This is a genomic window from Paenibacillus sp. BGI2013, assembly GCF_002843485.1.
GTDB classification, from domain to species: Bacteria; Bacillota; Bacilli; order Paenibacillales; family Paenibacillaceae; genus Paenibacillus; species Paenibacillus amylolyticus.
In genome coordinates, this window is the sequence record NZ_PJFA01000003.1 from 354,909 (window position 1) to 378,394 (window position 23,486).

Here is a 23,486-nt window from a genome sequence, read left to right on the forward strand (position 1 = left end):
TTGTTCGCCAGATCGAACATAATAGAAGTGATGAGGAGTTATTGCAAAGGGGCTGGAGAGGCATGGCTGAACATGAGAATCGAATATTGGTCGTGGATGACGAAGAGAGAATCCGCAGGCTTTTGAAAATGTATCTTGAAAAAGAAGGTTATGAAATCGATGAAGCTGAGGATGGGGAAACTGCGCTGCGTAAAGCAACAGCAGGGGACTACGGTCTGATTTTGCTTGATGTGATGTTGCCGGGTATGGATGGAGTTGAAGTGTGTACCCGTCTTCGTCAGGTGAAATCAACGCCGGTTTTGATGCTCACTGCAAAAGGTGAAGAGATTAACCGGGTTCAAGGCTTCGAAGTTGGCGCTGATGATTATGTTGTAAAACCATTCAGCCCGCGTGAAGTGATTTATCGTGTCAAAGCGATTTTGCGTCGAGCTTCCGCGACAGCTTATCTCTCCAAGGAGAGCAATTCGAGTAACAACATCGTGTTCCCGCATCTGGTTATTGAGCATGATGCCCACCGGGTAACCGCTGGTGGCGAAGAGATTAGTCTTACACCAAAAGAATATGAATTGCTGCACTACCTGGCAACATCTCCCGACAAAGTTTTCTCCAGAGAAGAATTGCTCAAAGATGTATGGAATTACGAATTCTTTGGCGATCTTCGTACCGTGGATACGCACGTGAAGCGTCTTCGCGAGAAACTTAACAAGGTATCGCCTGAATCGGCGGCCATGATTACGACGGTGTGGGGTGTGGGTTATAAACTGGAAGTACCGAAGTAGTTTTAGTTTCTGGAGATCACTGGTCGGGAAGTTATGGATCACTATTATCTGCCTTGTGGGTTGTGTACTTATAGCGCTGGGTCTCTTTTTGCTGCCCTACATTGATACGAACTTTGCAGAATCCGAATCCAGAGATATTAAGCGGTTGTTCACCTATATCTGTATTATCGGATTCAGTTTAACCACGTTTTTTGCATTGTTTCTATTCACCAAAATAACGCAGCCTATGCAGCAATTGATTCAGGCAGCCAATGCGATTCGCAAAGGGAACTACGGAACACGTCTCTCCCTGGTAACGAGTGATGAGATTGGTGAACTTGCCAACACATTTAATCATATGGCTGCCCAACTGGAAGATAATATTCGAAACCTTAACCATGAGAAGGAACATTTGGCGAGTGTGCTTCGCAGCATGACTGATGCTGTTGTTACATTCGATGGTGAAGGCAAAGTTATTCTGACGAATCCGCCTGGAGAGAAGATCATGCAGGCATGGTATGATCTCGATTGGGCGAAAATGGACGAAGGACAAGAATCCGAGCAGTCTGACAAGACTTCGCGGGATGTACCTGAGCCCCTTCTTCCTTTGTTCAGAATGGTGATGGAGCAAGGCGGGGACCAGAACTCCAATGTTCACGTACAGCAAGGTGTCTGGTCTGTTCAGATGGCACCGTTGTACGCTGACAGTGTTGTCAGAGGGGCTGTGGCTGTTTTAAGAGATGTAACAGAAGAAGTGCGTCTGGAGAAAATGCGGCGTGATTTCGTGGCTAACGTATCTCATGAGATACGAACTCCGCTATCCATGATGCAAGGCTACAGTGAAGCCCTTTTGGACGGTATGGCAACCTCACCGGAAGAGAGCGAAGAACTGATCCAAGTCATTCATGATGAGTCTCTACGGATGGGCAGACTGGTTAAAGACTTGCTTGATCTTGCGCGGATGGAAGCTGGACACACGGACATGGTGATGAAGGAAGTTGACCTCGGAGAACTACTCGAACGTGTATATCGGAAGTTCTCGGTGCGTTCAAAAGAACAGGGAATTCAACTGCACTTTGAGTTCGAACAGCCAACAATTGAACTTCAACAGGCAGATGAGGATCGACTTGAGCAAGTATTTACGAATTTGCTGGATAATGCGTTCAGACATACACCTACTGGCAAAAATGTAATGATCTCAGCAGAGCGGGTCACTTATCTTCGTGCTCCATTTGTCAGAGTTTCTGTGAAGGATCAGGGTGTAGGTATCCCTTCATCTGACTTGCCATTTATTTTCGAACGATTCTACAAAGCTGACAAGGCTCGTGTTCGGGGAGAAAGTGCAGGTACGGGGCTTGGTTTAGCGATTGTGAAAAATATTGTTGATGCGCATCAAGGCATGATTACCGTCAATAGTGTGCTTGGCGAAGGAACAGAGTTTATTTTGCAATTTCCTTTGGATTCATCGAAATAGCCTGAATTTCATACAAAAAGTGCGGAAACACCCTCTTATGGAGGGTGTTTTTTTGTTGAAGACTACCGTTTAATCTTGTTCAACGTGGAACAAGAATGGTCTTTTTTTGACTAAAAAGAGTGTCCAAGATAATTTTCCTTCCTATGTAACATAAGCTTGAAAAGCAAGCAAGATAGAGGAGGATTGAGTTAAGCATGTCCGATGATCGAAAAAGGGTCAATATTAAAGCTTTCTTGGAAGGCAGATCTTTTAGAGCAGGCTCTCCGTTTATTCCAATAACCACAAGCGAACTGGAGCAGTTTGAATCCATACTGCGTTCTTTGGCTGTGGCTATTCCTGCTGCAATCAGTCAGCCGACTTCAGCCAATATACTGTCATTACAGAATGGATTACGCCAGTTACTTACTTTTGTAAATCAATCCGGATTTCGTGCCGGAGTAAAGGCAGAATTACAAGCCGTATTGGAATTAACGATTGCAGGTTCAGAGGTTGTTCCTGTTCCTCTTATTAATCTCGCAGGTAACTTGCAAAACTTACTGGATGACTTGTTAAGTGTGACGCTGCTTCTTGAAGTACCACCTGCAGAAAAAGATAAACTTGTGGGATTAATTCGATCGATCTCCATATCGTTAAGCCGGGCGACGACAACTCTTGGAACTGGAGGAATTACCGGACCAGCCGGGCCACAGGGAGTGCCAGGAGTCCCGGGGGTACCTGGTGTCCCAGGAGTCCCTGGAGTGAAAGGGGCTACTGGCACACCAGGAGGAATTGGACCAGTAGGACCGGTTGGCCCAGTTGGTCCACAGGGAGCACAGGGTCCGGCAGGAGCACCTGGTGTGGGTTTGAACAATATTACTGCATTTGATCCTGCACTGGGACCAACTTATGCTCAAGGTCAAGTAGTAAGCTACGAGGGTAGTCTTTATGTTGCTAATGTAAATGGCCCCTTGGGTACACCCGGAAGTTCTCCAGACTACACTCTTTTGCTGTCGGGTGGGACGACTGGAGCAACGGGAGCAACCGGAGCTGGTTTGACAGGAGCCGTGGCATTTAATCCAGCGCTCGCCCCGGGTTATCCAGCAGGTCAAGTAATTACGTATAACGGTAGTACTTACATTACGAGTGTAGCTGGTCCTCTAGGAACACCAGGATCTTCATCGGATTACACATTAATCGCTGCTGCGGGGGCGACTGGTGCAACTGGAGCCACAGGTGCAGGATTAAGTGGCATCGTGCCATTCGATCCCGCATTAGCACCAACATATCCAGCTGGACAGATCGTCACGTTTGGTGGCAGTACTTATATTACAAATGTCACTTCGCCAACGGGTACGCCAGGAAGTTCTCCAGACTATACGCTGTTAGCAGGATCAGGAGTTACAGGTGTGACCGGAGCTACGGGCATCGGTCTCAATGGTGCGGTTCCGTTTGACCCTGCAGTAGCTCCAACATACCCAGCCGGCCAGGTCGTTACCTTTAATGGCAGCACGTATATAACGACTGTGGCTTCTCCTACGGGTACGCCAGGTACTTCGCCAGACTATACATTGCTTGCAGGTGCAGGACCTACAGGAGTCACAGGAGCATCAGGGGTAACGGGAGCATCAGGGGTAACGGGAGCAACAGGGGTAGGTTTAAGTGGTATCGTGCCATTCGATCCAGCCGTAGCCCCAACGTATCCAGTGGGTCAGGTTGTAACGTTCAACGGCAATACGTATATAACTAATGTCGTGTCACCAACCGGAACGCCGGGGACTTCACCGGATTACACATTGCTTGCGGGCGCAGGAGCAACGGGAGTTACAGGAGCAACCGGCATTGGTGGAACGGGAAGTACCGGAGCTACAGGAGCATCGGGCGTAACAGGAGCGACTGGTGTGACCGGTGCAACTGGAGTTGGAGTAACAGGAAGTACCGGAGTGACAGGAGCATCGGGCGTAACAGGAGCGACAGGTGTAGGTTTAAGTGGTATCGTGCCATTCGATCCAGCTGTAGCCCCGACATATCCAGCGGGTCAGGTTGTAACGTTCAATGGCAGTACGTATATTGCAAATGTAGCATCACCAACGGGAACGCCGGGGACTTCACCAGATTACACGTTGATCGCTGGAGCAGGAGCGACAGGTGTGACGGGTGCAACTGGAGTTGGAGTAACGGGAAGTACTGGTGAAACAGGAGCGACTGGTGTTACAGGGTTAACCGGGACGACTGGAATTACAGGAGCCACGGGACTAAGCGTAACGGGATCAACAGGAGGAACTGGAGGAACTGGGGCAACTGGTGAAACAGGAGCGACAGGCGTAGGTTTGAGTGGCATTGTACCATTTGATCCAGCCGTATCCCCAACGTATCCAGCGGGTCAGGTTGTAACGTTCAACAGTAGTACGTATATTGCGAATGTGGCCTCACCAACGGGAACGCCGGGCACATCGCCGGATTACACATTGCTTGCGGGCGCAGGAGCGACAGGTGTGACCGGTGTGACCGGTGTGACCGGTGCAACTGGTGTTGGAGTAACAGGAAGCACCGGAGCATCCGGCGTAACAGGAGCGACAGGCGTAGGTTTAAGTGGTATCGTACCATTCGATCCAGTTGTAGCCCCGACATATCCAGCGGGTCAGGTTGTAACGTTCAACGGCAGTACGTATATTGCAAATGTGGGATCGCCAACCGGAACGCCGGGGACTTCACCGGATTACACATTGCTTGCGGGCGCAGGAGCAACGGGTGCAACTGGTGTTGGAGTAACAGGAAGTACCGGAGCATCCGGCGAAACAGGAGCGACAGGTGTAGGTTTAAGTGGTATTGTACCATTCGATCCAGCTGTAGCCCCGACATATCCAGCGGGTCAGGTTGTAACGTTCAATGGCAGTACGTATATTGCAAATGTAGCATCACCAACGGGAACGCCGGGGACTTCACCAGATTACACGTTGATCGCTGGAGCAGGAGCGACAGGTGTGACGGGTGCAACTGGAGTTGGAGTAACGGGAAGTACTGGTGAAACAGGAGCGACTGGTCTTACAGGGTTGACCGGGGCGACGGGAATTACAGGAGCCACGGGACTAAGCGTAACAGGATCAACAGGAGTAACTGGAGGAACCGGGGCAACTGGTGAAACAGGAGCGACTGGTGTTGCAGGGTTGACTGGGGCGACGGGGATCACAGGAGCCACAGGAGTAAGTGTAACAGGTAGTACTGGTGCTACAGGGGAAACAGGATCAACAGGCGTAACGGGATTGACTGGCGCAACGGGAGTAAGCGTAACAGGTGTGACAGGAGCAACGGGAGTCGGCATAACCGGAAGTACCGGAGCAACTGGTGTCACGGGGGAGACCGGAGTCACAGGTATAACCGGTGCAACGGGAGTGGGCGTAACGGGAAGTACCGGAGCAACTGGTGTCACGGGTGGAACAGGAGTCACAGGTATAACAGGAGCCACAGGAGTCGGCGTAACAGGAAGTACCGGAGTTTCTGGTGTCACTGGTGAAACCGGAGCAACAGGTATAACGGGCGCCACGGGAGTAGGCGTAACGGGAAGTACCGGAGCAACTGGTGTCACGGGTGGAACAGGAGCCACAGGTATAACCGGAGCCACGGGAGTCGGCATAACGGGAAGCACTGGGTTTACTGGTGTCACTGGTGAAACCGGAGCGACAGGTATAACCGGGGCAACAGGAGTCGGCATAACGGGAAGTACTGGAGTTACTGGTGCGACTGGTGAAACCGGAGCGACAGGTGTAACGGGAGTGGGCATAACAGGAAGTACTGGAGCAACTGGTGCGACTGGGGGAACAGGAGCGACAGGTGTAACTGGAGCCACGGGAGTGGGCATAACAGGAAGTACTGGAGTAACTGGTGTCACTGGTGAAACCGGAGCCACAGGTATAACGGGAGCCACAGGAGTTGGCATAACGGGAAGTACTGGAGTAACTGGTGCGACTGGAGGAACAGGAGCCACAGGTATAACAGGAGTTGGCGTAACGGGAAGTACTGGAGTAACTGGTGTCACTGGTGAAACCGGAGCCACAGGTATAACGGGAGCCACAGGAGTTGGCGTAACGGGAAGTACTGGAGTAACTGGTGTCACTGGTGAAACCGGAGCCACAGGTATAACGGGAGCCACAGGAGTTGGCATAACGGGAAGTACCGGAGTAACAGGCGCGACTGGTGGAACAGGAGCCACAGGTATAACGGGAGCAACGGGAGTCGGTGTAACCGGAAGTACCGGAAGTACAGGAGTTACTGGAGCAACCGGTGCAACCGGTGCAACCGGAACATCTGTAACATCTAATTCGGCTTTTGCTGAGAACACTAATGGTACAATTGTTGTAATATTGGGTGGTACACTTGTTCCATTACCGAATAACCAAAATATTGGCACAGGTATAACCGTCAATGGGGCTAATGACACCTTCACACTGACCAATGCAGGTCGTTACTATATCTCATACAAAATAAATCTGACAGCTGCACTTGCTATCCAATCTCGGGTTTTACTTAACGGTGCAGCAATTCCAGCGAGTGTAGTATCTCCAGTACTTTCTCTCAGTCAGCTGCAGTCTGACTTTATGGTTACCGTTACCGCTGGTTCTACAATACAGTTACAATTATTCGGGCTTGTTGGCGCAGCCGTTCTGTCTCCTCCGGGGTCTACACTAAACATTATTCAGTTAAGTTAATAGTTCGATTACGTATTAAGACTATTTCCATTGGCCAAAAGAAGCGGAGTTCATATGGGGGTGATGGGCACCCCTTTTCCAATTCCACAAATATTTTGTTTGCAAACTTCTTCACCGATATTTCAGCGGGTACACGAAAAAAAGACGGGAACCACTAGGGTCCCGTCTTTCCTTATACATTTAAAAATATATTTGATTATTCCAGAACAATTTCAACAGCAGTATTGATTTCAGGCAGCGCAGCAAGCTGCACAAGCACATCTTTTGGAACAGCTTTATCTACGGTCAGAATCATGATCGCTGCACCACCAATAATTTTACGTCCAACCTGCATGGATGCGATGTTGACATCGTTTTGTCCAAGCAGGGTTCCTACACGTCCGATAATACCTGGTTTATCGTTGTGGGAGATCAAAATTTGATGACTTTCCGGTGCGATATCTACCGGGAATTTGTCCAGACGAACAATACGTTCTCCATAACCTGCAAGCAATGTACCTGCTACACGACGTTCCTCAGCATCCTGAGTTGTAACCAATGTTACGGTAATCAGGTTAGTAAATCCTTTAGTTGTTGAGGTTTGGCTTACAACCACATTCAGATCACGGATTTTGGCCAGATGCATGGAGTTGACGATGTTGGCTTCCCCACCCAAATGTCTGGCGAGAATCCCTTTCACAATGTAACGTGTGAGAGGAGAAGTATCTACTTCAGAAAGTTCACCAGCATAGTCGATCCGAATCTCCTGCACTGCATTTTGTGTAATCTGTGCTGCAAAACTACCCAACGTTTCACCCAGTTTGAAATACGGTTGCAATTTGTTCATCACGGTTGGTGCAACAGCCGGCATGTTAACTGCGTTTTTAAACGGTTCGTTACGCAAAATGTGAAGCACCTGTTCCGACACATCGATAGCCACGTTCTCTTGTGCTTCTACTGTGGACGCACCAAGGTGAGGCGTAACGATAATGCTTGGGTGATTCAGGAACGGGTGATCAGCGGCTGGCGGCTCGCTTTCGAATACGTCAAATGCTGCACCAGCAACAATACCTTGATCAATGGCTTCGACAAGTGCCATCTCATCTACAACTCCACCACGAGCACAGTTGATGATACGCATGCCTTTTTTCATCACTTCGAATTGTGGACGTGAAATCATGTGCCGTGTTTCCGGTGTTAATGGCGTGTGAACGGTCATGAAGTCCGCATTGCGAATGATATCATCTACACTAGCCAGCTTCACTTGCAGCTTCTCGGCACGCTCCTCCGTGAGGAACGGGTCGTAAGCAAGAATGTCCATTCCGAATGCTTTGGCGCGCTTGGCAACTTCACTACCGATCCGTCCCATACCCAGTACACCGAGCGTTTTATTTCTTAATTCCACACCCAGGAAGGTTTTACGATCCCACGTACCCTGAATTGTCTTAGCGTATGCCTGAGGAATGTGTCGTGCCAATGCCATCATCATGGCAAACGTGTGCTCACAGGTTGTGATGGTATTGCCATCAGGTGCATTAATAACGATGATACCGCGCTGTGTAGCAGCTTCCAGATCAATGTTATCTACACCAACACCTGCACGTCCGATCACCTTAAGGTTGGTACCAGCCGTCATAATACGATCTGTAACACGAGTCTGGCTGCGAACCAAGAGGGCATCATAATCACCAATAATGGCAACAAGTTCATCTTCACTAAGACCGGTTTTCTTCTCAACAACAACATCATTTGCATCCACCAGTTGCTGGATCCCCAGATCACTGATTGGGTCCGACACTAACACTTTGTACATGGTTTCTTCCTCCTTAGGTATGTGTATCTATATCGTCAAGGTCTGACCTCAGCGAAGAGGTATTCCTTAAAACCAGGTTGATTCTTCCGCCCAACAACGCGGTGTCGCAACAGAGGGGGAAGGTGAAGCAAATAGAGTGATCCCACAGATATCCTTTAAAATAAATCAAAAAACTCTCAATCCACATACTGCTTGCGCAATAAGGGACGAGAGTTGTCGTGGTACCACCCTAATTCACCGCCGTTTCGCAACGACAGTCTTAGCGGTCAATGAAGACCGAAGAGGATAACGGGTCTAAACCGATTGCACCTACTCCAATTTCAATGCAATAACTCAGGAGCGCTCAAGACCATTTGCCTGCCACCGATTCACACCTACCACCGGCTCTCTGTAAGACGAAGCAACATCTTTTTTCCATCATCGTGTTTAACGTGACTAATTTTTTCATAATGTATCATGGCTGACATGAGCATGTCAATAGGCTTAAATGTTTTAAAATGTTTTGCAGATGTCTTTAGATTCACACATAAACAGAGTCACCATAAGTAATACAATAGTTAATATACCTACCACAAGAAGATGGAAAGTAAGCTGTTTGGTGAACTGAATTTTACTGCTTTAATGAAGTAATGGCACGGACATCTAACCAGGACTTGGGGCAGGCCTTGAACCTAATTGGTTTTTTGGCTATCATTTAGTATACTATCCGATTGGACAACGTAATTGTTATCCATCAAATTTAACTCAAGAGGACAGACGCATCCGATGAAAAAATTCAAGTTTCCCAAGTTCAAGATTCAGAAGGCTGAGCCACAGCAGCTTACCGAGCGTTTGCTTTTAATCAATCTATACTTTACACAAGGTCTGACACTGATTATCGGAGTTGTGTGGATCTTATTGCAGAAACGAAACTTGTTAGATGTACTCGCATGGCCTGACAATTACCAATTTATATGGTGGGGTCTGGGTCTTGCAGGAATAATGCTTGTTATGGACTTGGTACTGTCGTATGTTATACCTCAGGAAAGCATGGATGACGGTGGAATTAACGAGATGTTGTTCCGTGGGCGTCCGATCTGGCACATTGTATGTATAGCAGCCATTGTTGCTGTGTGTGAGGAATTATTATTCCGTGGAGCCATCCAACATGCCATCGGTCCTTACTGGACAAGTATTTTATTTGCAGTTATCCATATTCGTTATTTGCGCCACTGGATTCCAACAGGCTGGGTGTTTGTCTCAAGTTATGGATTGGGTTGGATTTACTTGCAGTCCGGCACATTATGGGCACCTATATTATGTCACTTTATTATTGATTTGGTGTCCGGATTAGCGATACGTTTTCGGAGGGGATCATGAATCAGCCATTAAGTAGAATGAAGACATATGGCAGTCAGCGCCATCGTCAATCGGATAAAAAAGAGAAATCCGAGCGTCAGGTGGCTTCTCAAGTAAGCATCGTTGCTGAAACGGCAGCAGCTGCTGAGGTTGGCGGAATCACACCAATTACTTCCGTTTCTTTACCTAGATCACAGCGCAAGCCTTATACAGAAAAACTGGAAAGTCCAGTACTTCCTCAAAGGGCACCATCACGCTCCAAAAAAACGCCAAATTCAACGGAAGAATCGATCCCCGAAGCGGGTTCGCTTCCTACACGGACAGAATTACATCCTTCACGTCGGTTAAAATTGAGCAAGAGGTTTGTGAATTCACTCATTTTTATTTTTGTCATGTTAACGATTAGTCTGGTTTGGTGGGGGGTTGAAGGGGCACCCGCTCTGAATACGTTCCTTCCCTTGCCGTGGTAATGCTTTTACTCGCAGGTTTAATCATTTTGATGGGAGTTTTACTACTTTTTCATATGTGGCGTGAAGCCCATATTCATCAAATGATTGAAGAAGAGGTTGAAGTGCCTAATCTGCCAACATCCTTTGACGGGGCCATGATTTTGTATGTATCCGACACGCACAAGCGCAAGCTGAAGCAGAAGGATCTGGCAAACGTTAAAAACAAGGTGGACTGGGTTCTCATCGGTGGGGATGTTGCGGAAAAAGGAATCTCATGGTCTTTAGTTAGACATAACATGAAAATTTTATCGAACATTGCTCCTTCATTTACGGTGTATGGCAACCATGACAAGAGGGCTGGTACCGCTCAACTTGCGCGAATCCTTCGGGAATCGGACGTTAGGCTCCTGCAGGATAATGTAGAATATCTGCAAAGGGGCAACGACAGATTGAGCCTGATCGGCATAGACTATCGTTCCAAACAGGGCGATGTATTACTACAGCAGATCGGTAACCGTTTTTGCAAAATTGCTATCGTCCATGATCCTTTGCAGGCCCTTCGCTTGGAAGAAAATGCAGATCTTATATTAAGTGGTCATACACATGGCGGACAATTGGTTTTGCCATTTTTCGGACCTGTGTTCCTGAGCAAAGCGTATCGTCCGGTATCGAACGGGTGGTACTCCCTGAAGCGAAGTCCGGAGGACATTCACCAAGAAGGCAAAATGCTTGTTAGCAGAGGATACGGTACAAATCATCTTCCTCTCCGACTAAGTTGTCCTGCGGAGATGCATATCATCACGTTAAGAGTGCCCGCGGAAAAAGCACTCACAGAGAAACAGCCTTGATCCATTGGATCAAGGCTGTTTTATTTTAATGCGCAAAATTACAATTTAACGAGCTTCCAATTCAATTGCACGCGGATCAACAAAGGAATAACCTTTCTTTTCGAGCTTGGTCAGCAACTCATCCAATGCTTCAACCGTCCATGGCAACTCGTGCATCAAAATATTGCTTCCGGGATTTAACTGATCGAGTACATTTTGGATGACTTTTTCCGGGTTGTCTTTGGTGCTTTTATCCCAATCGAGAGAACCATTAGACCAAGTCATGTATAACATGCCATTTTTCTTCACAGCAGCCTTCAGTGCATCATTTCCCGAACCAAAAGGTGGACGGAAGAATTGCGGTTCCTCACCAATGGTATCCTTCACTATTTTTTGGACATCTGTAACCTGTTTTGCCGCCTCAGCGTTGGACATTTTTTTGAGATCCTCATGATCCCAGGCATGATTGCCTACAATCTGACCCCGATCATGTATGAGTTTGAGTAATTCCGGATGGCTTTTCACCCGATATCCATTGACGAAAAATATCGCTTTAGCGTTATGTTTATCTAAAGTGTCGATCAGTGAAGTAATCATTTTTTCTTCTTTGGGTCCATCATCAAAAGTTAACAAGACCACTTTGCTTGGGCTCGCTTCATCGTTTGGTTTAATATAATAATTTTCATTCATATGATACGTCTTTTCCACTTTCTCTTCTGTAGAAACCTTCTCCGAAGATTCAGGTTCTTCTTCTGTCGCAGTTGAATCTTCCGTTGAAGACTCGGGCACACCAGTTCCGGGTTCTCCTGTTTCAGTTGGGTTAGAGTTACCTTGCTCTTCTTGAACCGTGGTAGTTGATTCGCCCGCTGGTGTGGAATTATCAGATGTTTTTTCTTCCGCTGTCCCACAAGCTGACAACAGCAAACTTGCAGCAATGATCAATGCGGCGGTATGTCTAAACATGATTTCAACTCGCTTTCCTGTAATTATACGGAATGAGATCGCTCACTACCGCAAACACTAAATATGATTTTAACACTTGAAGGAGGTTGGTGTAATGAAGGCTTCATCCTTTTTTTGGGGCATTGTCATTGGTGTTGCAGCCAGTTCATGGCTGTCCAAAGGCAAATTGCCCATGATGTCATCGGGTTCATCAAGAAATATGATGGATCAGGCAAAACATAAGATGATGGAAATGACTTTCCCGGGTATGGACGGGTTCACAAGCAAGCAAAATCAACATGGTGAATCCCACAAAAATCCGGCAGCAAAGACCGCAAGAGCAATCACACCGCAGGAAAAAGAAGCGAATATGAGCATGCTCAAAGATTTTATTCGCACCAATCCCGATGTGAAGCATGAAGTTGAGCAAATTTTAAGCCAAACAAACACAACAGTACCGGGTTTATAAACCAAAACCTCCAATTAGAATCATCCACAGTCTTGATTTGCTGTGGAATGATTCTTTTTTTGTCGATTTTACTTCGTGCATTTAGAGGTATAAAATGATAACATAACTACATAGATTTATTTTCAGCACATATTGTTTTGTGCTTCATAATCTGTTATAAGACTTGCTTATAAAGGGGAGATCCTGTATGAAAATAGAACGACTAAGTCACGATAAGATACGGATTTTCCTGACCTTTGACGATCTGAGCGAGCGCGGAATACAAAAAGAAGATATGTGGCAGGAAATACCTAAGGTTCATGAACTGTTCACTGAAATGATGGATCAGGCCTATTCCGAACTTGGATTTGATGCCACAGGTCCACTCGCTGTCGAAGTATTCGCACTTCCCGCTCAAGGGATGGTTGTCATTGTCACACGTGGAAAATATGATCCGCAACAATATGGTTTAGGTCATGAAGATGATCTTCCTGAAGAAGTATATGAAATGGAAGTTACACTCGAGCAAAGCGATTCCATTGTTTATGCATTCAAGGACTTTGAAGTGCTCATTGAAGCTGCACATATGTTGCGTCAGCATGTTACGGATGCTGGGAGACTTTATTCCTATAAAGACAAGTGGTTCTTGCATTTGGAGCCAGATGAGGTAGATTCCACCAAACATGCGGCATTGATTGCCTTGCTTGCTGAATTTGGCGAAGGCTCCTCAGTTACTCCAGCAGTCATGGAAGAGTATGGTAAGGTTGTTATTCCTGCACAAGCGATTGATGTTATCTGCACCCACTTCAAACGCCAGGATTAATCTCTAGTTGTAATCGCGTCTTTAGTCAGAGGAGGGAATTTCGGTGCTTTTGTTTTCGGTCTTAGCGGCAGCAGTTGCTCCGGGTCTCGCCTTGTTAACATACTTTTACCTGAAAGACCGTTATGATTATGAGCCACTTCATATGGTACTGCGGGTTTTCCTCATGGGTATTCTGATGGTACTGCCTGTGATGATTATTCAGCGTGGCATGATGATGTGGCTCGGGGATAATCCTTATCTTGAGGCCATTATGATCTCAGGTGGTGTGGAGGAATTCGTTAAATGGTTCGTACTTTATCATATCATCTATAATCACACCGAATTTGATGAGCCGTATGACGGGATCTTATATGCAGTCGCTGTTTCACTTGGATTTGCCACTGTTGAGAATGTGTTGTATGCCTTTGCGGGGAATGCATCCGTCTCAGCCATGTTCCTTCGGGCACTGCTCCCTGTTTCAGGGCACGCTATGTTTGCGGTAATCATGGGTTATTATATGGGTAAAGCCAAGTTTATCGGTGGTAAGAAAAAGCGGTGGTATCTGTTTCTTTCTCTGGTGTTACCTTTTTTCTGGCATGCATTGTACGATGTCATCATGAACACCATGGTGAATCATTGGTTGTGGTTTATAGCGCCGCTAATGGCGGGCCTGTGGTATGGGGCAATGGGTAAAATCACACGAGCTAATAACCGTTCTCCTTTTCGTTTTGTGAAGCGGGAGGAAGAGGTTAAATTATAAAAATACGGACACACTGGTGGACATAAAGCGCATATTGCGCCTATGACTCCGGTGTGTTTTTATTTTTACAGATAAACTCCCGGGGAATGACCGACAGAAACGGAGATCGTTGTGATGAGAATTAAAATTAAAATCAGATGCAAACAATGCGGTGAACGATTTACATTACGAGGCAAGAAAGATCGGGGCCGGATTGAGACGGGATTCAAGCAGTGCCTATGTGATAACAGAGACCAGTTCGAAATTGAAGAAGAGGGCATGGCAACTGGGGTCCAGCTGAATTAAAAGGAGGACCCAGACAGTACTTTAGCAGCCTGCTTGTGTAAGGACTGGAAATCGCATGCATAAGAGATCTTTCTTCGATCCACAATAGAGGTAGTGGTTTAGAAGAAAGGAGACTCTACCGATGTATAAACGATTAAGTTCAGTTATGTTTCCGATATTTGCGGTTCTACTGGTCGGTGCGCTCGTGTGGGGCTATCAGGAGAATCAGGAGAAGAATGCAATTCTGATCAAGGCAGAGAATCAATATCAGCGTGCCTTTCACGATTTATCTTTTCATATGGACAAATTGCATTCGGAGATTGGTAACACCTTGGCAGTTCACTCTACATCACAGGGGATGCATCGCAAAGGTCTGATGAATGTATGGCGACTCACCAGTGAAGCGCAGAATGAGATCAACCAACTGCCACTCACCATGCTACCATTTAACGAGACAGAGGAGTTTCTCTCGCGTATTTCCAACTTTGCCTATCGGGCGTCGATGCGTGACTTGACGAACGAACCGCTAAGTGAGAAGGAAATGGGCAACCTGAAAAAGCTGTATCAGAATTCATCCGAGATTACCAAGAATCTGCAGGATGTGCAGCAGAAAGTCCTGACGGACCGATTGCGCTGGATGGATGCAGAGACTGCCATGGCAACACAAGAGCAAACCATGGACAACACGATCGTTGATGGTTTTCGTACTGTAAACAAAAAGGTACAGGAATACCCGGAGCTTGATTGGGGTCCTTCCGTATCCAACATCTATGCAAAACGATCAGTCAAGAAACTGGACGGCTTGCCGGTGACCAAAGAACAGATTCAGAGCAAGGCTGCAAAATTCTCTGATGCGGATCGTAACAAAATTCAAGTGCAGGAGAACGGCAAAGGAACAGACTGGGAGTCCTACACTGCCACGATTGATCATGCCAACAATGGCAAACTGATGATGGATTTCACCCGTAATGGCGGAATGCTGATCTCTTACAGTGATACGCGTCCAATCGGAACCAAAAAAGTGTCTCGTCAGAATGCCATGGCTAAAGCAGATCAATTTCTAATGAACAAAGGCTATAAGGATATGAAGGCTGTAAACTACGATGAATATGGTAATCTGGGTAACCTTACTTATGTGCGTAAGCAAGGGGACACCTTGATTTATCCCGAGAAAATGTCAGTTCGTGTAGGTTTGGATACAGGCGAAGTAACCGGCTTCCAGGCGAGTGACTTTGTTTACGAACATAATGACATGCGCAAAATTCCGAAAGCAACTCTTACGGAGCAACAGGCGCGGAAAAAGCTTAATTCGGAGTTCGAAGAAAATTATGTTCGCAAATCCCTGATTGAGAATGATTACAGCAAAGAAGTATTGTGTTATGAATTCGGAGGGAAAATTAACGGTTCTCGTTACCGGATATACATTAATGCGAATACAGGAATAGAAGAAGCGGTTGAAGAGATCAAACCGGTCAATGCAACCTCATAAAAAGATGGATAATTTGAATTTGAAGTTGAGCGAATAACTGCGGCAGACCACGATGTGGTCTGTTTTTTTCTTGTTCAATGTGAGAAAGGTCATGGTATAATAGTCCTTGTACATACGAAGATAAATACATAAAGTGGCGGTGAACAGCTTGTTTCCGAAAATAAATGAAATTTTATACATCCAGATTGCTTCTGCAGATGAAAAAGAGGAACACAAAGAGTACAAATCACGCATTGCAGATATGGATGACAGCAGTTTTCTGATTGAGGTCCCAATGCAACAAGGAAGCAGCCGTCTGAAAAGGCTCTTTTTCGGAGATGAATTGTCCATTTCATATATTACGGAGGATGGGGTCCGGCATTATTTTAATACCTATATCACGGGATTTGAGGAAGATGTGGTCCGTCTTGTCCGTATCCGCAAACCGCTTCCGAGCGATATATCCAAAATACAACGGCGTAGCTTTCTTCGTGTTCATGCAAACCTCGAATTGGCCATCCAGAGTGAAGATCTGACCCGTGCTGTCGGATTGACTGAAGATATTGGCGGTGGTGGATTGTCCATCTACGGCGAAACAGGTTTCTCAATAGCTGAAGGTCAAAAATTGAAATGCTGGTTGCTGGTTCCCTACCGGAATTCAACCATTGAACATGTGAATTTTGAAGCTGAAGTTGTGCGGATCAAAACCCTGGAAACCGGCAGACAGCTATGCATGCTCAAATTTATGCAGATTTCAGATTCGGAGCGCCAGAAAATTATCAAGTTTTGTTTTGAGCGGCAACTTGACTATCGCACGAAATAGGAATGTTGTGGCATAAAGAGAGGGAACTGCGGGTACCGTAATGAAAAAACGGAGGTATTGCCTTGAATCGTCGTCATGCAACTCGCAGATATGAACGACTTTATTATGTTTTCTCCAGGCGAATGGAACGAAAGGTTACGATTCTGATTGCAGCCCTTCTAATCCTGCTTGTGGTATATCAATTGCTGCTGTTGGTACCAGGCTTCAAAAAGAATTTGACCACCATTGACCGCCTGGAAGGAACGCCAATTGAAGTGCAAACGATGAATGATTACAACCGTCGTTGATTTGTCTGTTTTTGCATCCATGTGTAGAGTGTGGTATAATTTTCACGATGCAGGCAATGCCTGTTTTTTTATTGAGGTTTATCGTTTGAGGAGGAATGCCCCGTTGGCAAGCCAGAACACATCAGAGAACGGGAAAATGAACGTTGCAATTGACGGACCTGCCGGTGCCGGGAAAAGCACGGTGGCCCGATTGGTTGCAGAGGCGCTCGCGTATGTATACGTCGACACAGGCGCAATGTACCGTGCGGTAACCTTGCATATGCTTCGGAAAGGTATTACACCGGAAGATGTGACACAGGTACTTCAGGAAGCCCAAAAGCTGGTCATTGATTTACAACCGGATCCCGACGGACAGAAAGTGTTCTGTAATGGGGAAGAAGTAACCTCGGAAATCCGCTCCCGTGAAGTGACGGGAATCGTGTCCCGATATGCGCAAATCGAGGGGCTGCGTACGCAATTAGTGGATACTCAGCGGCAAATGGCTTTGCGCAAGGGCGTCGTCATGGATGGACGCGATATCGGAACGACAGTATTGCCCGATGCGGAAGTGAAAATCTTCATGACTGCCAGTGTGGAAGAGCGTGCGCTTCGCCGCTTCAAAGAACTGGACCCCTCTGAAGGACTGACGTTGCAACAGCTGGAGCGAGACATTGCCACCCGTGACAGATTGGATGAGAATCGGGAAATTTCCCCATTGCGTTGTGCTGAGGATGCTATTGTCCTTGATACAACGGAGATGAACATTCATGAAGTGGTTGACAAAATCGTATCTTATTGCACAATGGTCAGAGGAGAGATCGGTCTATGATTTACACATTTTGCAGCACATTACTGCGGATCATTTATACCATTCTTTTCCGCTTGGAGGCCGTTGGACGGGAGAATATTCCGAAAGAAGGCGGCGTACTTTTATGTTCCAATCATATTAGTAACTTCGATCCTCCAACCGTTGGTATCAAACTTCGCCGTCAGGTGCGTTTCATGGCCAAAAGCGAATTGTTTGAAATTCCGGTACTCGGCCGAATTATTAAAGCCGTGGGCGCTTTCCCTGTTAAACGTGGAGGTGTCAGCAAGGAATCCATCAAAACCTCACTCAATATTTTGCGTGATGGTCAAGTGCTTGGAATCTTCCCCTCGGGAAGCCGTCACAATGATGGAGGTATCGGCAAAAAAGGGGCAGCGAGTTTTGCTCTCCGCAGTGGCGCTACAGTTATTCCTACTGCTATTATCGGTAACTACAAAGTTTTTCGTAAGATGAAAGTTGTATATGGAGCACCAGTAAGTTTGGACGAGTTCAAGGAAGACCCATCTGGAGAAGCTCTGGAGAAGGCGACTGAAAAGATTATGTCCAAGATTAACGAGATGGTGCAAACGGGCGTGCCAAGCAAGTAATGGCTTCGTCGGTAGCTGAGTGCATGTTTCCATATTTTTGAGGGAGACTAAAGTTTGAGCACTCAGTGATGAAAGTGTTTTGAACTCTGCTACAGGCAGGTTTGAATATAATGGGGTTTTTGAATTGAGGAGGGTATTTGACATGTCGGAAGAAATGAAAAATCAAGAAGCAACCCAAGATGAGTTGGATCAATTCGTTTCCTTGAAAAAAGGAGATACCGTAAAAGGAACCATCGTCAAATTGGAAGATAACCAAGCCTATGTGAGCATTGGATATAAATATGACGGTGTCATTCCAATTCGTGAACTGTCTTCATTACATGTTGACAGCGCGTCTGACGCAGTAGAAGTTGGACAAGAAGTTGAAGCTAAAGTTCTTAGCATCGACGACGAGAAAGAAAAACTCGTTCTGTCCAAACGTGCAATCGACAGCGAAAACGCATGGGATCAATTGCAAAAGCATTTTGAAGACCAAGACGTATTCGAAGTTGTTGTAGGTGATGTTGTTAAAGGCGGTCTGGTAGCAGACGTGGGCGTACGTGGATTTATCCCGGCTTCCATGGTTGAACGCCATTTCGTTGAAGACTTCAGCGACTACAAAGGACGCACACTGCGTGTTAAAGTGAAAGAGATCGACCGTGAGAACAACAAAGTGATCCTTTCCCAAAAAGACGTACTGGAGCAAGAATTCGAAGCAAACAAAGCTACAGTAATGGCTGGTTTGCAAGAAGGTCAAGTGATCGAAGGTACAGTACAACGTTTGACTCAATTCGGTGCATTTGTTGATGTGGGCGGAGTTGACGGTTTGGTTCACGTATCCGAGCTGGCTTGGACACACGTTGAAAAACCATCCGACGTACTGTCTGAAGGTGATAAAGTTAGTGTGAAAGTGCTGAAAGTTGACCCTGAAAAAGGCAAAATCAGCCTGAGCATGAAAGCTGTTCAACCAGGTCCTTGGGAAACAGCAAGCGAAAAATTCAATTCCAGCGATATCGTAACAGGTGTTGTAAAACGTCTGGTAGACTTCGGTGCATTTGTTGAAATCGCTCCTGGTGTTGAGGGACTTGTGCATATCTCGCAAATCTCCCACAAGCACATCGGCACTCCTCATGAAGTGCTGAAAGAAGGACAAGAAGTTCAAGTTAAAATCTTGGACATGAACCCTTCTGAGCAACGTGTAAGCTTGAGCATCAAAGAAACAGAAGAAGCTCCAGCTCAACCACAAAAATCAGAAAGACCTTCAAGAAACAACGCTCCGCGTGAAGAAATCAACAATCCAAACGTTTCCTTGAACAATCAAGGTATGAGCACTACGCTTGGCGAACTGTTTGGAGACAAACTCAGCAAATTCAAATAAGTTAACAATGCATGGTTCTAAGTTATATACTGCATATTTTGCTGAATAACAAAAGCAAGATCGGCGAGCCCAAGGCGGGTTCGCCGATTGTTTTTATTGCGAGTAATTTGGCATGAAACGTTAGCCAAGATATATCTTTTTTGCTATGATGAGTATCGTAAGTATGGACAGGAGGAGTGGAATGTATGGCAAGACCCGTTGTGGCAATTGTCGGACGACCGAACGTGGGTAAATCCACCATTTTCAATCGGATCATCGGCGACAGACTGGCCATTGTGGAAGACAAGCCGGGCATTACCCGTGACCGTATATATGGAATCGGTGAATGGAACGGTAAACCATTTAGTATCATTGATACAGGTGGTATCGAAATTGATGGTGAAGATGTAATCTTAAAATCGATTCGGATGCAAGCAGAGCTCGCTATTGAAGAAGCGGATGTTATTGTATTCATGTGTGATGCAAAAGCAGGTATTACGCAATCGGATGAAGAGGTAGCAGAGATGCTCTACCGCTCAGGCAAGCCTATTGTTGTAGCCGTTAACAAAGTGGATAATATCGGACGAAGTGAGCTCATTTATGAGTTTTATGGATTTGGTTTCGGTGATCCCATCGGCGTATCCGGAAGTCACGGTACAGGTGTAGGTGACTTGCTTGATGCAATTGTGGAGAAGTTGCCAGAACTTGAGGAAGAGACTTACGATGAAGATGTCATTCGTGTAGCTCTGATCGGACGTCCGAATGTGGGTAAATCTTCACTGGTGAACGCTATTCTGGGTGAAGAACGTGTCATTGTAAGTGACGTGGCTGGAACGACCCGGGATGCAATTGATACACCTTTTGAAAAAGACGGCCAACGTTACGTGCTGATTGATACAGCAGGTATGCGTAAGCGTGGTAAAGTATATGAAACAACTGAGAAATACAGTGTAATGCGTGCGATGCGTGCGATTGAGCGTGCAGATGTTGTTCTGATTGTCATTAATGGTGAAGAAGGCATTATTGAACAGGACAAGCATATTGCAGGATATGCATTCGAAGCTGGTAAAGCGTCATTGTTTGTTGTGAACAAATGGGACGTGGTAGAGAAGCATGACAAAACGATGAAAGAGTTTGAGAGAAAAATTCGGGATCACTTCCTGTTTATGACTTATGCTCCAGTCGTATTCTTGTCAGCCCTCACAAAACAACGCTTACAAAAATTGTTGCCGGTTGTGAAAAGGGTAGCAGATCAACACTCGTTACGTGTACAAACACATCTACTTAACGATGTGGTGTCTGATGCGGTTGCAATTAACCCTCCGCCAACGGATAAAGGACGGAGAATGAGAATTAACTATGTGACTCAGGTTGCCGTTAAGCCACCGACCATGGTTGTTTTTGTGAACGATCCGGAATTGATGCACTTCTCATATGAGCGCTACCTGGAGAATAAAATCCGTGCAGCGTTTGACTTCGAAGGAACACCAATTCGCATATTTACTCGGAAGAAGTCCGACGAAAGTTAGGGGAGAAGTGTGTGATTTTACAAATCGCAGCGATTGTACTGAGTTATCTGCTCGGTTCGATCAGCTTTAGTGTCCTCCTTGCCAAAGCGATACGGGGGATCGATATTCGTCAGCACGGAAGCGGAAACGCGGGAGCTACCAATACATTGCGTATTTTGGGTAAAGGACCAGCAATTGCTGTTCTGTTACTTGATGTACTTAAGGGTGTTGCAGCTGTATGGATTGGAATCTGGCTGAGTAACGGTTCTGCCTGGATTCCTGCACTCAGTGGTATAGCAGCCATTGCAGGACATAACTGGCCGCTTTACTTCCATTTTCGTGGAGGAAAAGGCGTTGCCACAGCCATTGGTGTTCTGGTAAGTCTTGCTTTCCTGCCTGCGTTATGTGCTGGGGTGATCGCCATTCTGTCTATTGTATTGACACGCTATGTTTCATTGGGCTCTCTGATTTTTGTAGCATTTACACCCATCTTTATCATGGTATTACCCGGATATTCAATGAATATCTTCTGGGGGAGTCTGATTATTTGTCTGTTTGCGTTCTGGAGACATCGTACCAATATTGCGAAGCTCGCCAAAGGACAGGAAAATAAATTGGGATCGAAAAACCCTGGAGGGGGTAAACGAGTTGTCTAAAAAAGTTGCTGTTCTAGTCGCTGGGAGCTGGGGAACAGCTCTCGCCAGTGTACTCGCCGCCAATCAGTTGGATGTGATGATGTGGACACGTGGTGAAGACCAGGCTAACGAAATCAATAACAAGCACACTAATACTCGCTATCTTCCGGATGCGGAGCTTTCACCACGGATTCAAGCAACAACTGATATGGAAGCTGCGGTGGAAGGCGCTATAGCTGTGTTAATTGTTGCGCCTTCATCAGCCATGCGTGCAGTTACGAACCAGCTTAAGGCTTATTACAAGCCTGAGATGTTAGTCATTCATGCAACCAAAGGTTTTGAGACAGAAAGCCTCAAACGGATGTCCACAGTCATTTCAGAAGAGCTTGAATGTGAAGAAGGACGTGTGGTTGTTCTTTCTGGCCCAAGCCATGCGGAAGAAGTGGTGAAGCGTTGTCCAACGACAGTGGTTGTAGCTTCACTGGATAAGGCATCTGCCGAATCTGCCCAAGCTTTGTTTATGAATGCTTATTTCCGGGTTTACACGAATCGGGATATGATCGGTGTTGAGCTGGCTGGTGCATTCAAAAATATCATTGCTCTTGGTGCAGGTATGTCCGATGGTCTTCAATTTGGTGATAATGCCAAAGCCGCTTTGCTAACACGCGGTTTGGCAGAGATCACACGTATTGGTGTTGAGATGGGAGCAAATCCGCTAACGTTTTCGGGACTTGCTGGAATCGGGGATCTGGTTGTAACGGCTACAAGTCAGCACAGTCGGAACTGGAGAGCAGGTTCCATGTTAGGCCAGGGACAGAAGCTGGATGATGTTCTGAAGTCCATGGGCATGGTGGTAGAAGGCATTCGAACTACGCAAGCTGCCTATTTCATCTCACAAAAATACGGTGTACAAATGCCAATTGCGGATCAGTTATATCACGTTTTATTCCAGGAGAGACAGCCGCGTGATGCGGTTGAAGCCTTGATGGGACGTGACCCGAAGACTGAAATGGAAGTCATGAAGCTTGAAACCTGGGAGCAGTGGCATTCCTGATTGTAATCAGCCTAAACGTACCTTGTGAAATAAGAAGCTTATTCACCTTTTCTGTAGCAGACTCATACTATACACATGAGTATTGCCGGAGGAGGGGAGACGAATGGGTAACAACATTTCCAAAGATGCACTGAATGCAATCAACAAGAAAACGGGTAAAACGATAACGGAAGGTGCCGTTAAGAAATTGGCAAGCACGGTGAAACCAACGACGATTCAGAATGAAGCTCAGTTGCGCCAATTGATCAAACAAGTATCCGCCATGGCGAAAGTTCCGGTATCTGAGGATACGGTTAAGGATATTGTGAGTGCGGTCAAGAAAAGCGGATTGAATCCGAGCAGTATGGAATCGTTAATGAAAATGATGATGAAAAAATAATAGATCACACCTGCATGTGCAGGTGATCCAGTAAGACAAAAAGACGAGTCGGCTTCTGCCGGCTTGCT

Annotated in this window: 22 protein-coding genes and 1 other annotated feature; of the genes, 20 read left to right on the plus strand and 2 right to left on the minus strand. The window is 46.3% G+C overall.

The genetic code is table 11. The features are described 5' to 3' along the window. The first annotated feature begins 62 nt into the window (after nucleotides 1–62). From CXK86_RS08980 to CXK86_RS08990, 3 genes are all read left to right on the plus strand, one after another. Nucleotides 63–779 (plus strand): response regulator transcription factor, encoded by a 717-nt coding sequence (locus tag CXK86_RS08980; protein ID WP_036607918.1) that lies wholly within the window; start codon nucleotides 63–65, stop codon nucleotides 777–779. Nucleotides 780–834: 55 nt separating this feature from the next. Next, nucleotides 835–2,232 (plus strand): ATP-binding protein, encoded by a 1,398-nt coding sequence (locus tag CXK86_RS08985; protein WP_235193867.1) that lies wholly within the window; start codon nucleotides 835–837, stop codon nucleotides 2,230–2,232. A 194-nt stretch (nucleotides 2,233–2,426) separates the two neighbouring features. Further along, the gene (locus CXK86_RS08990) at nucleotides 2,427–6,914 is read left to right on the plus strand and encodes a BclA C-terminal domain-containing protein (RefSeq protein ID WP_101313627.1); all 4,488 of its coding nucleotides are present in this window, start codon (nucleotides 2,427–2,429) and stop codon (nucleotides 6,912–6,914) included. Between the two features lie 196 nt (nucleotides 6,915–7,110). On the opposite strand, the gene serA is transcribed toward CXK86_RS08990, so the two are convergent. After that, entirely contained in the window at nucleotides 7,111–8,706 is a 1,596-nt protein-coding gene (gene serA, locus CXK86_RS08995; RefSeq protein WP_047843574.1) for a phosphoglycerate dehydrogenase, read from the minus strand. Between the two features lie 199 nt (nucleotides 8,707–8,905). After that, nucleotides 8,906–9,136, minus strand: a binding site (T-box leader). A gap of 335 nt (nucleotides 9,137–9,471) precedes the next feature. Between serA and CXK86_RS09000 the strand changes: the two genes are divergently transcribed. The 3 genes from CXK86_RS09000 to CXK86_RS09010 are packed head-to-tail and all read left to right on the plus strand — an operon-like array spanning nucleotide 9,472 to nucleotide 11,341. Next, complete coding sequence (locus CXK86_RS09000; protein ID WP_036607728.1) at nucleotides 9,472–10,065, plus strand: CPBP family intramembrane glutamic endopeptidase; 594 nt, start codon at nucleotides 9,472–9,474, stop codon at nucleotides 10,063–10,065. Beyond that, nucleotides 10,062–10,514 (plus strand): hypothetical protein, encoded by a 453-nt coding sequence (locus CXK86_RS09005; RefSeq protein ID WP_017687671.1) that lies wholly within the window; start codon nucleotides 10,062–10,064, stop codon nucleotides 10,512–10,514. Before CXK86_RS09000 ends, CXK86_RS09005 begins: the two co-directional genes overlap by 4 nt. 53 nt (nucleotides 10,515–10,567) lie before the next feature. Then, a complete protein-coding gene (locus CXK86_RS09010; RefSeq protein WP_179087833.1) occupies nucleotides 10,568–11,341 on the plus strand; it encodes a metallophosphoesterase in 774 nt (257 codons plus the stop codon). A gap of 45 nt (nucleotides 11,342–11,386) precedes the next feature. Here the strand turns inward: CXK86_RS09010 and CXK86_RS09015 are convergent, their stop codons facing one another. Next, the gene (locus CXK86_RS09015) at nucleotides 11,387–12,283 is read right to left on the minus strand and encodes a polysaccharide deacetylase family protein (RefSeq protein ID WP_076249993.1); all 897 of its coding nucleotides are present in this window, start codon (nucleotides 12,281–12,283) and stop codon (nucleotides 11,387–11,389) included. A 94-nt stretch (nucleotides 12,284–12,377) separates the two neighbouring features. Between CXK86_RS09015 and CXK86_RS09020 the strand changes: the two genes are divergently transcribed. From CXK86_RS09020 to CXK86_RS09080, 14 genes are all read left to right on the plus strand, one after another. Further along, nucleotides 12,378–12,731, plus strand: a complete 354-nt coding sequence (locus CXK86_RS09020; RefSeq protein WP_036607724.1) for a hypothetical protein — start codon at nucleotides 12,378–12,380, stop codon at nucleotides 12,729–12,731. A 187-nt stretch (nucleotides 12,732–12,918) separates the two neighbouring features. Further along, on the plus strand, nucleotides 12,919–13,533 hold the full coding sequence (locus tag CXK86_RS09025) for a genetic competence negative regulator (RefSeq protein WP_017687675.1): 615 nt from the start codon (nucleotides 12,919–12,921) through the stop codon (nucleotides 13,531–13,533). Between the two features lie 43 nt (nucleotides 13,534–13,576). Beyond that, complete coding sequence (prsW, locus tag CXK86_RS09030) at nucleotides 13,577–14,272, plus strand: glutamic-type intramembrane protease PrsW (RefSeq protein ID WP_076249994.1); 696 nt, start codon at nucleotides 13,577–13,579, stop codon at nucleotides 14,270–14,272. A 114-nt stretch (nucleotides 14,273–14,386) separates the two neighbouring features. Next, nucleotides 14,387–14,557 (plus strand): hypothetical protein, encoded by a 171-nt coding sequence (locus CXK86_RS32015; RefSeq protein WP_179087834.1) that lies wholly within the window; start codon nucleotides 14,387–14,389, stop codon nucleotides 14,555–14,557. Nucleotides 14,558–14,678: 121 nt separating this feature from the next. Beyond that, the gene (gene ypeB / locus CXK86_RS09035; RefSeq protein ID WP_047843571.1) at nucleotides 14,679–16,025 is read left to right on the plus strand and encodes a germination protein YpeB; all 1,347 of its coding nucleotides are present in this window, start codon (nucleotides 14,679–14,681) and stop codon (nucleotides 16,023–16,025) included. Nucleotides 16,026–16,173: 148 nt separating this feature from the next. Beyond that, nucleotides 16,174–16,827, plus strand: a complete 654-nt coding sequence (locus CXK86_RS09040; RefSeq protein WP_076249995.1) for a flagellar brake protein — start codon at nucleotides 16,174–16,176, stop codon at nucleotides 16,825–16,827. A gap of 62 nt (nucleotides 16,828–16,889) precedes the next feature. Then, nucleotides 16,890–17,114 (plus strand): hypothetical protein, encoded by a 225-nt coding sequence (locus CXK86_RS09045; RefSeq protein ID WP_036607715.1) that lies wholly within the window; start codon nucleotides 16,890–16,892, stop codon nucleotides 17,112–17,114. 103 nt (nucleotides 17,115–17,217) lie between these two features. Continuing rightward, nucleotides 17,218–17,922, plus strand: coding sequence for a (d)CMP kinase (cmk, locus tag CXK86_RS09050; RefSeq protein WP_036607714.1), 705 nt, complete (start codon nucleotides 17,218–17,220; stop codon nucleotides 17,920–17,922). Continuing rightward, nucleotides 17,919–18,506 (plus strand): lysophospholipid acyltransferase family protein, encoded by a 588-nt coding sequence (locus CXK86_RS09055; RefSeq protein WP_036607713.1) that lies wholly within the window; start codon nucleotides 17,919–17,921, stop codon nucleotides 18,504–18,506. Before cmk ends, CXK86_RS09055 begins: the two co-directional genes overlap by 4 nt. A gap of 142 nt (nucleotides 18,507–18,648) precedes the next feature. After that, a complete protein-coding gene (gene rpsA / locus CXK86_RS09060; RefSeq protein WP_036607712.1) occupies nucleotides 18,649–19,863 on the plus strand; it encodes a 30S ribosomal protein S1 in 1,215 nt (404 codons plus the stop codon). A gap of 185 nt (nucleotides 19,864–20,048) precedes the next feature. Further along, nucleotides 20,049–21,371: a ribosome biogenesis GTPase Der gene (gene der / locus CXK86_RS09065; protein ID WP_017687684.1), complete on the plus strand. Its 1,323-nt coding sequence runs from the start codon at nucleotides 20,049–20,051 to the stop codon at nucleotides 21,369–21,371. Between the two features lie 11 nt (nucleotides 21,372–21,382). Then, complete coding sequence (gene plsY, locus CXK86_RS09070; protein WP_076249996.1) at nucleotides 21,383–22,006, plus strand: glycerol-3-phosphate 1-O-acyltransferase PlsY; 624 nt, start codon at nucleotides 21,383–21,385, stop codon at nucleotides 22,004–22,006. After that, a complete protein-coding gene (locus CXK86_RS09075) occupies nucleotides 21,999–23,039 on the plus strand; it encodes an NAD(P)H-dependent glycerol-3-phosphate dehydrogenase (protein ID WP_036607707.1) in 1,041 nt (346 codons plus the stop codon). The genes plsY and CXK86_RS09075 overlap by 8 nt, the downstream gene beginning before the upstream one ends. 103 nt (nucleotides 23,040–23,142) lie before the next feature. Next, nucleotides 23,143–23,418: a stage VI sporulation protein F gene (locus CXK86_RS09080; protein ID WP_017687687.1), complete on the plus strand. Its 276-nt coding sequence runs from the start codon at nucleotides 23,143–23,145 to the stop codon at nucleotides 23,416–23,418. Nucleotides 23,419–23,486: the final 68 nt, after the last annotated feature.

What these genes read in the sequence shown, in the direction of transcription:
- CXK86_RS08980 (WP_036607918.1), top strand. Translation starts at nt 63, where the DNA reads ATGGCTGAACATGAGAATCGAATATTGGTCGTGGATGACGAAGAGAGA.
- CXK86_RS08990 (WP_101313627.1), top strand. Translation starts at nt 2,427, where the DNA reads ATGTCCGATGATCGAAAAAGGGTCAATATTAAAGCTTTCTTGGAAGGC.
- serA (WP_047843574.1), bottom strand. Translation starts at nt 8,706, where the DNA reads ATGTACAAAGTGTTAGTGTCGGACCCAATCAGTGATCTGGGGATCCAG.
- CXK86_RS09000 (WP_036607728.1), top strand. Translation starts at nt 9,472, where the DNA reads ATGAAAAAATTCAAGTTTCCCAAGTTCAAGATTCAGAAGGCTGAGCCA.
- CXK86_RS09005 (WP_017687671.1), top strand. Translation starts at nt 10,062, where the DNA reads ATGAATCAGCCATTAAGTAGAATGAAGACATATGGCAGTCAGCGCCAT.
- CXK86_RS09010 (WP_179087833.1), top strand. Translation starts at nt 10,568, where the DNA reads ATGTGGCGTGAAGCCCATATTCATCAAATGATTGAAGAAGAGGTTGAA.
- CXK86_RS09015 (WP_076249993.1), bottom strand. Translation starts at nt 12,283, where the DNA reads ATGTTTAGACATACCGCCGCATTGATCATTGCTGCAAGTTTGCTGTTG.
- CXK86_RS09020 (WP_036607724.1), top strand. Translation starts at nt 12,378, where the DNA reads ATGAAGGCTTCATCCTTTTTTTGGGGCATTGTCATTGGTGTTGCAGCC.
- CXK86_RS09025 (WP_017687675.1), top strand. Translation starts at nt 12,919, where the DNA reads ATGAAAATAGAACGACTAAGTCACGATAAGATACGGATTTTCCTGACC.
- CXK86_RS32015 (WP_179087834.1), top strand. Translation starts at nt 14,387, where the DNA reads ATGAGAATTAAAATTAAAATCAGATGCAAACAATGCGGTGAACGATTT.
- ypeB (WP_047843571.1), top strand. Translation starts at nt 14,679, where the DNA reads ATGTATAAACGATTAAGTTCAGTTATGTTTCCGATATTTGCGGTTCTA.
- CXK86_RS09055 (WP_036607713.1), top strand. Translation starts at nt 17,919, where the DNA reads ATGATTTACACATTTTGCAGCACATTACTGCGGATCATTTATACCATT.
- rpsA (WP_036607712.1), top strand. Translation starts at nt 18,649, where the DNA reads ATGTCGGAAGAAATGAAAAATCAAGAAGCAACCCAAGATGAGTTGGAT.
- der (WP_017687684.1), top strand. Translation starts at nt 20,049, where the DNA reads ATGGCAAGACCCGTTGTGGCAATTGTCGGACGACCGAACGTGGGTAAA.
- CXK86_RS09080 (WP_017687687.1), top strand. Translation starts at nt 23,143, where the DNA reads ATGGGTAACAACATTTCCAAAGATGCACTGAATGCAATCAACAAGAAA.